Raw genomic sequence first — 6524 nt, forward strand, 5'->3', positions numbered from 1 at the left:
AAAAATGGCAAGAATTCCTCGAATGCTTTGTCGACGACCAGGAAGTCGTCGAACGTGTCAAGACATATTCCCCACGGTAACAATCGGGCGGTTACCTCTATCGCGACCTTGAGCAAGGTAAGACGCAGGCCAAAGAACATACGGCACACCGGATCGTTCATAACCGCGCCAATGGCTGGACAAGCGCCGGTCAGCTTCGCGCCGACCTGACACGTGATGCATTGATTCATGGTGGCGGTTTTGCAAAAGTCGTCCGTGCATCCGATGGCAGGCCGCTTGAGCTTATCCGCCTGAAACCCGGCACTGTTTCCATCTATGAGGATAGCCTTGCCGACCTTCCGCCGATCTATCGCGTAACGGAAGCAGGCGGCACCGTTGATTATCCACACACCGAAATTCTGGACATTCGGCCCTTTGGTAGCAGATCGCCGGTTTCGCTCGGCAAGGAAGCAATCGGCTTATCCGCTGTTCTGGAACAACACGGCGCTAATCTCTTTAAAGGCGGCGCCCGCCCGCCTGCCGTCCTCTCTCGTGACAAAGCTATTCCGTCTGATCCCGCAGTAGGTGAGCAGAGCCTGAAAACACTTAAGAGCCGTTTTCAGGCCGCGCAGAGCGATGGCTTCAAGGTTCCGCTCATTCTCGATGACGGCTGGGGCTATAACCAGATGGCGCTCACCTCGACAGACGCGCAATTCCTTGAAAATCGCACGTTCCAGATTGCGGACATTGCCCGGATTTTCGGCGTCCCGCCCCATATGCTGTTTGAGCTATCCCGCGCCACTTGGAGCAATAGCGAGGAAATGGCCCGCTCATTCCTGCAACTGTGTCTCCGGCCTTGGCTGGATCGCTGGCAGGACGCTTATGCAACCGTCCTACTGTCCGAAGATGAACAGGACGAATATTCGTTTGAATTTGTCATCGATGACCTACAGCGCGCCGATACCGCGACCCGCACCGATAGTTTCGGCAAGCTGGTTGCATCGCGCATTATGACGCCAAACGAAGCCAGAGCCGCCATGAACATGCCGCCGCTTCCCGGCGGTGATGAATTGGCGAACCCTTACACTTCCGTTTCCGGTCCGAAGACCATCCCCGACAATAAGGATGATCCGAGTGAACGACCAGACACAGACGGCCAGCCCGCTTAAAGCGGCACAGACCGCCGACATTCTCAAAGCAGATCGCAGCGAGGCGAAAGCCTACCGCGAGGAAAAGCGCAAGCTGTTTGCAACTTCATATGCCAATCTTGAGCGGAGTTTGCGCCGATGATTACCGCTTTCATTGGCGATAGCGAGCGGTCGCTGAAAATCGTACCAGAGCATATCGAAGAACTGGAAAAGCTGACCGGCTCGGCCATTGGCGTTCTGTATGGCCGCGTCATGAGCGCTCAATTCCACTTCAAAGACCTTCTAACGATTATCCGGCTCAGCTTGATCGGCGGCGGCACCCCAGATCGCGAGGCGTTCGATCTTGTTGACGCTTATGTCAAGACACGTCCGGTTATGCAGACCCTGCCGATTGCGCTTGATGTTTTGGAATTGCTTTGGAGCGGCGAAACCGTGTCCGGTGATGATGACCAGCAAGAGGCCGCGTAATGGAAAAAATCGAGATCAAAGCAGATGTTTCCATTGATGACGCTGGAACCGTTACCGGGATCGCATGGCCGTTTGGCAAGCCTGATAGCATTGGCGACCTGATAGAGCCGACCGCGTTCAAATTCGCGCCAGAAATTCCGATGTTGGTTGAACATGACGGCGGTCAAGTTGTCGGCGTCTGGAAATCCTATGCTGTCACAGACAAGGGGCTTGAAGTGAAAGGCCGCTTGTTTGTTGAAGGCTCGGAGCCAGCCCGCGCAGCGCGCCTGCATTTAAAGGCCCGCAGCATGTCCGGCCTTTCAATCGGCTTCCAGAATAACGGTTTCAAGGCTCGGCCCGAAGGCGGTCGCGTCCTGACAGATATTACCGTCGCAGAAATCAGCCTTTGCCGCCGTCCGATCCATCCGAACGCGGGAATTATTGAAGTTAAAAGCGCCGTCGATGGAGCGGCATTCCATACTCAAAAGGATAATTTCTCTATGGAAAACGAAGCTATTGAAATCGTGCCCGAAGCCAAGGCCGATCCGGTTATTGACCAGAAGTCCTTTGACGCCATGAAAGCGCGTCTGGACAAGCTGGAAGCCAAGGCGAACCGCCCGCAGCCTTCGAACAACAACCAGCCACGCGCCATGAATGACAATGGCGACAATCTTGAGCGCAAGGCTTTCACTGATTATATCCGCAGCGGTCGCATTGAAGAAAAGGCGCTTGCTTACGGCACCACGACCGGCGGCGTTCTGGCACCTGAACAAGTTTCGACCTCGATCATTGAAAAGCTGGCAGAATATTCCCCGGTGCGCCAGCTTGCTTCCGCTATCAGCATGAGCGGTCCACTTTTGCAGCTTCCGCGCCTTGTCGATGAAGTTGACCCGGCACCACGCGCCGAAACCGCCGCAGCCGCTGAGGATGAACCGTCCTTTGAGCAGATCGACCTCAAGCCGTTCGAAATGGCTATCACGGTTCCGGTCACACGCATTCTTCTCGAAGATACACAGATTGACCTTGAGTCCTACCTGTCCGGCCATATCGCCCGCCGTTTTGGTCAGAAGGAAGCCGCTTGGTTTATCAACGGCAACGGTACCACACAAGCCGAAGGCGTTCTGACCTCGGCAGAGATTGCAGCCCTTGAAGTTGCACAGATCGACGCCGACGCCCTGATTGACGTGTATTACAACATCAAGACCGGCTATTCGCAGCGCGGCTCTTGGCTTATGAACCGCGCCACCATGGCAGTTGTTCGCAAGCTCAAGGATACGGACGGCTCTTATCTTTGGCAGCCTTCGATTGCCGCAGACGTACCGCCCACCCTGCTTGGCCGCCCGGTCCTCGAAGCCGTAGACATGCCGAACGTCGCCGCCGAAGCTACGCCGATTATTTTTGGTGACTTCGAGTCTGGTTATACGATTGCTGATCGAGTGGGTTTCACCACGATCCGCGATGAACTGACCGGCGCTGATAACGGTATTATTAAGCTCCGTGCACGTCGCCGCGTAGGCGGTCGCGTTGTGCTTGGCGAAGCTTTGACCAAGCTGAAAATCGCAGCCTAACCATGAACAAGCGGCGCGCAAAAAACCATGCGTTGAACAGCGTGAAGGCTCTCAAGCCTTCATTGCGCGCCGCTTTGCATCTTGTGCAAGAATTTGGCGATCTAGCAGCCGTCCTTTCCGATATCCAGAGTGGAAAGGTAGGCACATTGGCGAAAATCGTCCTGATCGCCAGTGGCAGGAAAAACCACGCCAGATTCTTGCACGGGATCGCGACCCACGGCGCAAAGCAGATTGCAGCTTTGCAGCCTTATTTCGTCGCCTTTATCTATCGCTCGATTGTAGATGTTCCGGCCCTGTCTGGCGCGCCGGACACGCCACAGCCTGACACAGATCAGCCCGCACAGACGCCAGAAGGTTATTATCTTCGCCTATTCCAGATCGGAACCGGCGTTCTAGGCTGGACCCCTAAGCAGACATGGAAAAGCACCCCGACAGAAATCACCCTGGCATATCGTGGCAGGGCCGAATTTGTTGCCGACATTCTGAAATCCGTATTCGGCACGACCGACGAAAAGCAAAACCTCACCCCGGTCACAAAAGAAGCCCTCGACACTCTTATCAACAGCGGCAAGCACGATCCGAAGCTAGATCGCGCCGCCCTTGATGACCTGAGAGCAGCGATATGACGGGCATTCCTCGCATATGCGCCTGCAATAACGTTGTGCCTCATGGCGAGCTTTGCGCCTGCCAGCGTAAGCAGCAGCAAGAACGCAAAGCCAAGCACGACCGCAACAGGCCTACCGCAGCACAGCGAGGCTATAATCATGTGTGGCGTAAAGCCCGCGCTGAATACCTCGCTATGCATCCTTATTGCGTCATGCCCGGATGCGGCAAGCCAGCTTCCGTAGTGGATCACATACAGCCGCACCGTGGAAACAAAGAACTCTTTTGGTGGCGTGGCAATTGGCAAACGCTTTGCCAGCCTTGCCACGACAGCGTGAAGCAGAAGCAGGAGCGCAGCCAGTGAACCTAGTCGAATATTGCGAGCATTTCGTCAGACAGATCACGACGACAAACGGCAATCGTGCTTCGCTGATTTATATCTACAGGCATCCAAACGACTGCGCCAGTTTCTTTGCAGAGACTTGTTGGCATAATATAGTTGCCGTCATTCTCATAAAGCTCCGTCTTATCGTCCCCGACCTTTTGCATCATTGGAGGATTCTTTTTATTCTTACTAAAATCCATTCCTTTGATAACGCCTTTAACCATCGGGATGCGAACAAGAGCAAGCCGATACTCAAGCTTAAGCAATCGATCAGAGTTTTCGCCACTAATTTTAATAGGATCTTTTGCTGCACGAGCGACCTCGTATGCAGACATAACCCAATTCTCAGACAAGGCCATTTGCAAATCAAGAGAGTATATTGGCTCCTCAGAGGCCACATTTGCTATTCGTTCAAGCCTTTCATTTTCGAGCGTTCGAAGCATCAAATCGAGGCGCGCATTGCGTTGCAATGTGACAACAGAAACTCCCCCAGCAATTGCGCCAAGTTTATGCGAGATGGAAATCCATTTCTCATAACGTTCCCCTTCGCGTTGTATAGCGTGCCCGTAAATTGCCTGAAGCATATTAGTGACTTTCATGTAGCCCCTCTCAACTGCAACGCAGGTAGTACATGGGGGTATAGCACATTTTCACGTTGTATTGGGGACCGGCGCGGGGAGCACTTTACAAGAGATACCCAAAATAACTTTTTCAATTGGTAATTTAAGGAATTTATAAAATGGCAGTTGTGCCACTTACATTGATGAAAGCGCAATTAAAGATCGATGACCACAACGTCGATGATGAGCTAATCACGCATTATCTCGAAGCAGCCGAAGAATGGATTACTGACTTCACCGGCCAGCCTATTCCAGACCCGGCACCGGCTTCGCTTAAGCAAGCAATTATGATGCTCGCCGGGCACTGGTATAGAAGCCGCGAGGCTGTAACGATTGATCTTTCCGCCGCTACCCTTCCGCTCGGCGTTATGTCGATCCTGAGAAATCACCGTGATTACAGCCTTGGACAAGAGGATTCTTGACCATGGCGAAGCAGGACAACGGCATGAAGTCTTTCAACGCCGCTATTGATCGGCTCAAGAAAGACGTACCGCCAAAAGTAGTGAAGGCGCTTATCGCGTCCGCAAACGAACTGGCAGCGACACAGCGCCGGTTCGCTGAGACCAGCCGCGACACTGGCGCGCTGATCGACAGTATCACCGTGACACTTCCGGGCGAGACGACGCCGCCATATTCGCAACCCGGCGGCTCGCGCATGGCTGGCGAGAATGAGGTGATTATCACTGCCGGAAACTCGGACGTTCGCTACGCGCACCTTGTCGAATACGGCACCAAATCCGCCGAAGCACAACCTTTCTTTTGGCCAGCCCTTCGCCTGACCCGTAAGCGCCTGCAAGGTCGCATTGACCGGGCAGGACGCGCCGCAACTAAGGACGCGTGGAAAGGCACACAGACCGGAACGGATATTAAAAATGATTGAGCCTTCACTTGCTTTACAAGCGGCCATTAACGCCGCCCTAGTCGATTCCGCAGATGTTGCCGAACTGGTTGACCCGATGAATATCCGCAGCGGCAGCACCCGCCCGGATGAGTTGCCATGTATCATCGTAAGCCCGACGATGACCCAAAATCTCGGCTATGCGTCCGGCAATCAAAAGAGCGCCCGTATCTTGATCGATGTGCATATTTGGGCAGTCGATGACGGCATAGATACGGCTTGGAAGATCAGCTTTGCCGCCTGCAACGCCCTCTATGATGCGCCACCCGCCGAAGGCTTGACCGTTGTTGAATGGGAAAAGCCGCTTATCCGTTGGATGCGCGACCCTGACCCGGAGCGCACCCTTTGCCATGGTGTTTTGTCGATCAATGCAGTTGTCATGTGGAGGGAATAACCATGCATATTGGGAATCTCGACCGCAGAGTTACGATTGAGCGCAAGACGAAAACCAAGACCCCAACCGGTAGCATAGTGGAAAGCTGGCAAGCCGTTACGACCGTTTGGGCTGAGATTGTGAAGCAGAGTACAAGCGAGTTTTTCACTGGCTACGGCGAAGCAGAGAGCCAGAAAACTGTTTTTCGTATCCGATACCGCTCCGATATCACGACCGATGACCGTATTAGTTACAACGGCACCGCCTACAACCTGAAAGATGTTTCAGAAATTGGCAGGCGCGACGGCCTTGAACTTCAAGGCGTTGCCGTATCATGACGCACCTACGCGGAATTAAGCCACAGATCAAAGCGGATGCAGGCGCATTGACCAAAGCGCCGCCAGCACCCTGGCCTGCCCCCTGAAAAGTGGTCCTCCCTGAAGTAGGCTATTGAGCCGTTGGAGAGGACGTTGGAATGCCCCAGAAGAAGCATAAGCCCGAAG

Annotated in this window: 12 protein-coding genes; 10 read left to right on the top strand and 2 right to left on the bottom strand. The window is 53.9% G+C overall.

The genetic code is table 11. From position 1 onward, the window contains the following. The coding region (locus FHS76_RS22490) for a hypothetical protein (RefSeq protein WP_210306208.1) at nt 1-230 on the bottom strand (230 nt) is incomplete at its 3' end. Between FHS76_RS22490 and FHS76_RS22180 the strand changes: the two genes are divergently transcribed. The 6 genes from FHS76_RS22180 (at nt 153) to FHS76_RS22835 (ending at nt 4109) form a co-directional block, all read left to right on the top strand. Continuing rightward, the gene (locus FHS76_RS22180; RefSeq protein WP_328700564.1) at nt 153-1148 is read left to right on the top strand and encodes a phage portal protein; all 996 of its coding nucleotides are present in this window, start codon (nt 153-155) and stop codon (nt 1146-1148) included. The genes FHS76_RS22490 and FHS76_RS22180 overlap by 78 nt on opposite strands. Beyond that, nucleotides 1114-1269 carry a hypothetical protein gene (locus tag FHS76_RS22185; protein ID WP_181152042.1) on the top strand — a complete coding sequence of 52 codons (156 nt, stop codon included), beginning with the start codon at nt 1114-1116 and terminating at the stop codon, nt 1267-1269. The genes FHS76_RS22180 and FHS76_RS22185 overlap by 35 nt, the downstream gene beginning before the upstream one ends. After that, nucleotides 1266-1595, top strand: a complete 330-nt coding sequence (locus FHS76_RS22190; RefSeq protein ID WP_183658454.1) for a gene transfer agent family protein — start codon at nt 1266-1268, stop codon at nt 1593-1595. Before FHS76_RS22185 ends, FHS76_RS22190 begins: the two co-directional genes overlap by 4 nt. Beyond that, entirely contained in the window at nt 1595-3142 is a 1548-nt protein-coding gene (locus FHS76_RS22195) for a phage major capsid protein (RefSeq protein ID WP_183658455.1), read from the top strand. Before FHS76_RS22190 ends, FHS76_RS22195 begins: the two co-directional genes overlap by 1 nt. Before the next feature lie 2 nt (nt 3143-3144). Continuing rightward, nucleotides 3145-3768 (top strand): hypothetical protein, encoded by a 624-nt coding sequence (locus FHS76_RS22200; protein WP_183658457.1) that lies wholly within the window; start codon nt 3145-3147, stop codon nt 3766-3768. Between the two features lie 191 nt (nt 3769-3959). Then, entirely contained in the window at nt 3960-4109 is a 150-nt protein-coding gene (locus FHS76_RS22835) for an HNH endonuclease (RefSeq protein WP_328700565.1), read from the top strand. 2 nt (nt 4110-4111) lie between these two features. Here FHS76_RS22835 and FHS76_RS22210 read toward each other — a convergent pair whose 3' ends face one another. Continuing rightward, on the bottom strand, nt 4112-4729 hold the full coding sequence (locus tag FHS76_RS22210) for a hypothetical protein (RefSeq protein ID WP_183658462.1): 618 nt from the start codon (nt 4727-4729) through the stop codon (nt 4112-4114). A 140-nt stretch (nt 4730-4869) separates the two neighbouring features. On the opposite strand from FHS76_RS22210, the gene FHS76_RS22215 reads away from it, so the two are divergent. Genes FHS76_RS22215 through FHS76_RS22230 form a run of 4 tightly spaced genes read left to right on the top strand, consistent with a single transcriptional unit; the run spans nt 4870 to nt 6359 of the window. Further along, nucleotides 4870-5172, top strand: coding sequence for a head-tail connector protein (locus FHS76_RS22215; protein WP_183658465.1), 303 nt, complete (start codon nt 4870-4872; stop codon nt 5170-5172). Between the two features lie 2 nt (nt 5173-5174). Next, nucleotides 5175-5630, top strand: coding sequence for an HK97-gp10 family putative phage morphogenesis protein (locus tag FHS76_RS22220; protein ID WP_235992868.1), 456 nt, complete (start codon nt 5175-5177; stop codon nt 5628-5630). Next, nucleotides 5623-6042: a DUF3168 domain-containing protein gene (locus FHS76_RS22225; RefSeq protein ID WP_183658468.1), complete on the top strand. Its 420-nt coding sequence runs from the start codon at nt 5623-5625 to the stop codon at nt 6040-6042. The genes FHS76_RS22220 and FHS76_RS22225 overlap by 8 nt, the downstream gene beginning before the upstream one ends. 2 nt (nt 6043-6044) lie before the next feature. Further along, nucleotides 6045-6359, top strand: coding sequence for a phage head closure protein (locus FHS76_RS22230; RefSeq protein ID WP_183658471.1), 315 nt, complete (start codon nt 6045-6047; stop codon nt 6357-6359). The last annotated feature ends 165 nt before the right edge of the window (nt 6360-6524 follow it).

This window comes from Brucella daejeonensis, from assembly GCF_014199265.1.
Taxonomy (GTDB): Bacteria; Pseudomonadota; Alphaproteobacteria; order Rhizobiales; family Rhizobiaceae; genus Brucella; species Brucella daejeonensis.

Bases quoted from the DNA above. Each gene is read 5' to 3' on its own strand.
- FHS76_RS22190 (WP_183658454.1), top strand. From the start codon at position 1,266: ATGATTACCGCTTTCATTGGCGATAGCGAGCGGTCGCTGAAAATCGTA.
- FHS76_RS22195 (WP_183658455.1), top strand. From the start codon at position 1,595: ATGGAAAAAATCGAGATCAAAGCAGATGTTTCCATTGATGACGCTGGA.
- FHS76_RS22200 (WP_183658457.1), top strand. From the start codon at position 3,145: ATGAACAAGCGGCGCGCAAAAAACCATGCGTTGAACAGCGTGAAGGCT.
- FHS76_RS22835 (WP_328700565.1), top strand. From the start codon at position 3,960: ATGCCCGGATGCGGCAAGCCAGCTTCCGTAGTGGATCACATACAGCCG.
- FHS76_RS22210 (WP_183658462.1), bottom strand. From the start codon at position 4,729: ATGAAAGTCACTAATATGCTTCAGGCAATTTACGGGCACGCTATACAA.
- FHS76_RS22215 (WP_183658465.1), top strand. From the start codon at position 4,870: ATGGCAGTTGTGCCACTTACATTGATGAAAGCGCAATTAAAGATCGAT.
- FHS76_RS22220 (WP_235992868.1), top strand. From the start codon at position 5,175: ATGGCGAAGCAGGACAACGGCATGAAGTCTTTCAACGCCGCTATTGAT.
- FHS76_RS22225 (WP_183658468.1), top strand. From the start codon at position 5,623: ATGATTGAGCCTTCACTTGCTTTACAAGCGGCCATTAACGCCGCCCTA.
- FHS76_RS22230 (WP_183658471.1), top strand. From the start codon at position 6,045: ATGCATATTGGGAATCTCGACCGCAGAGTTACGATTGAGCGCAAGACG.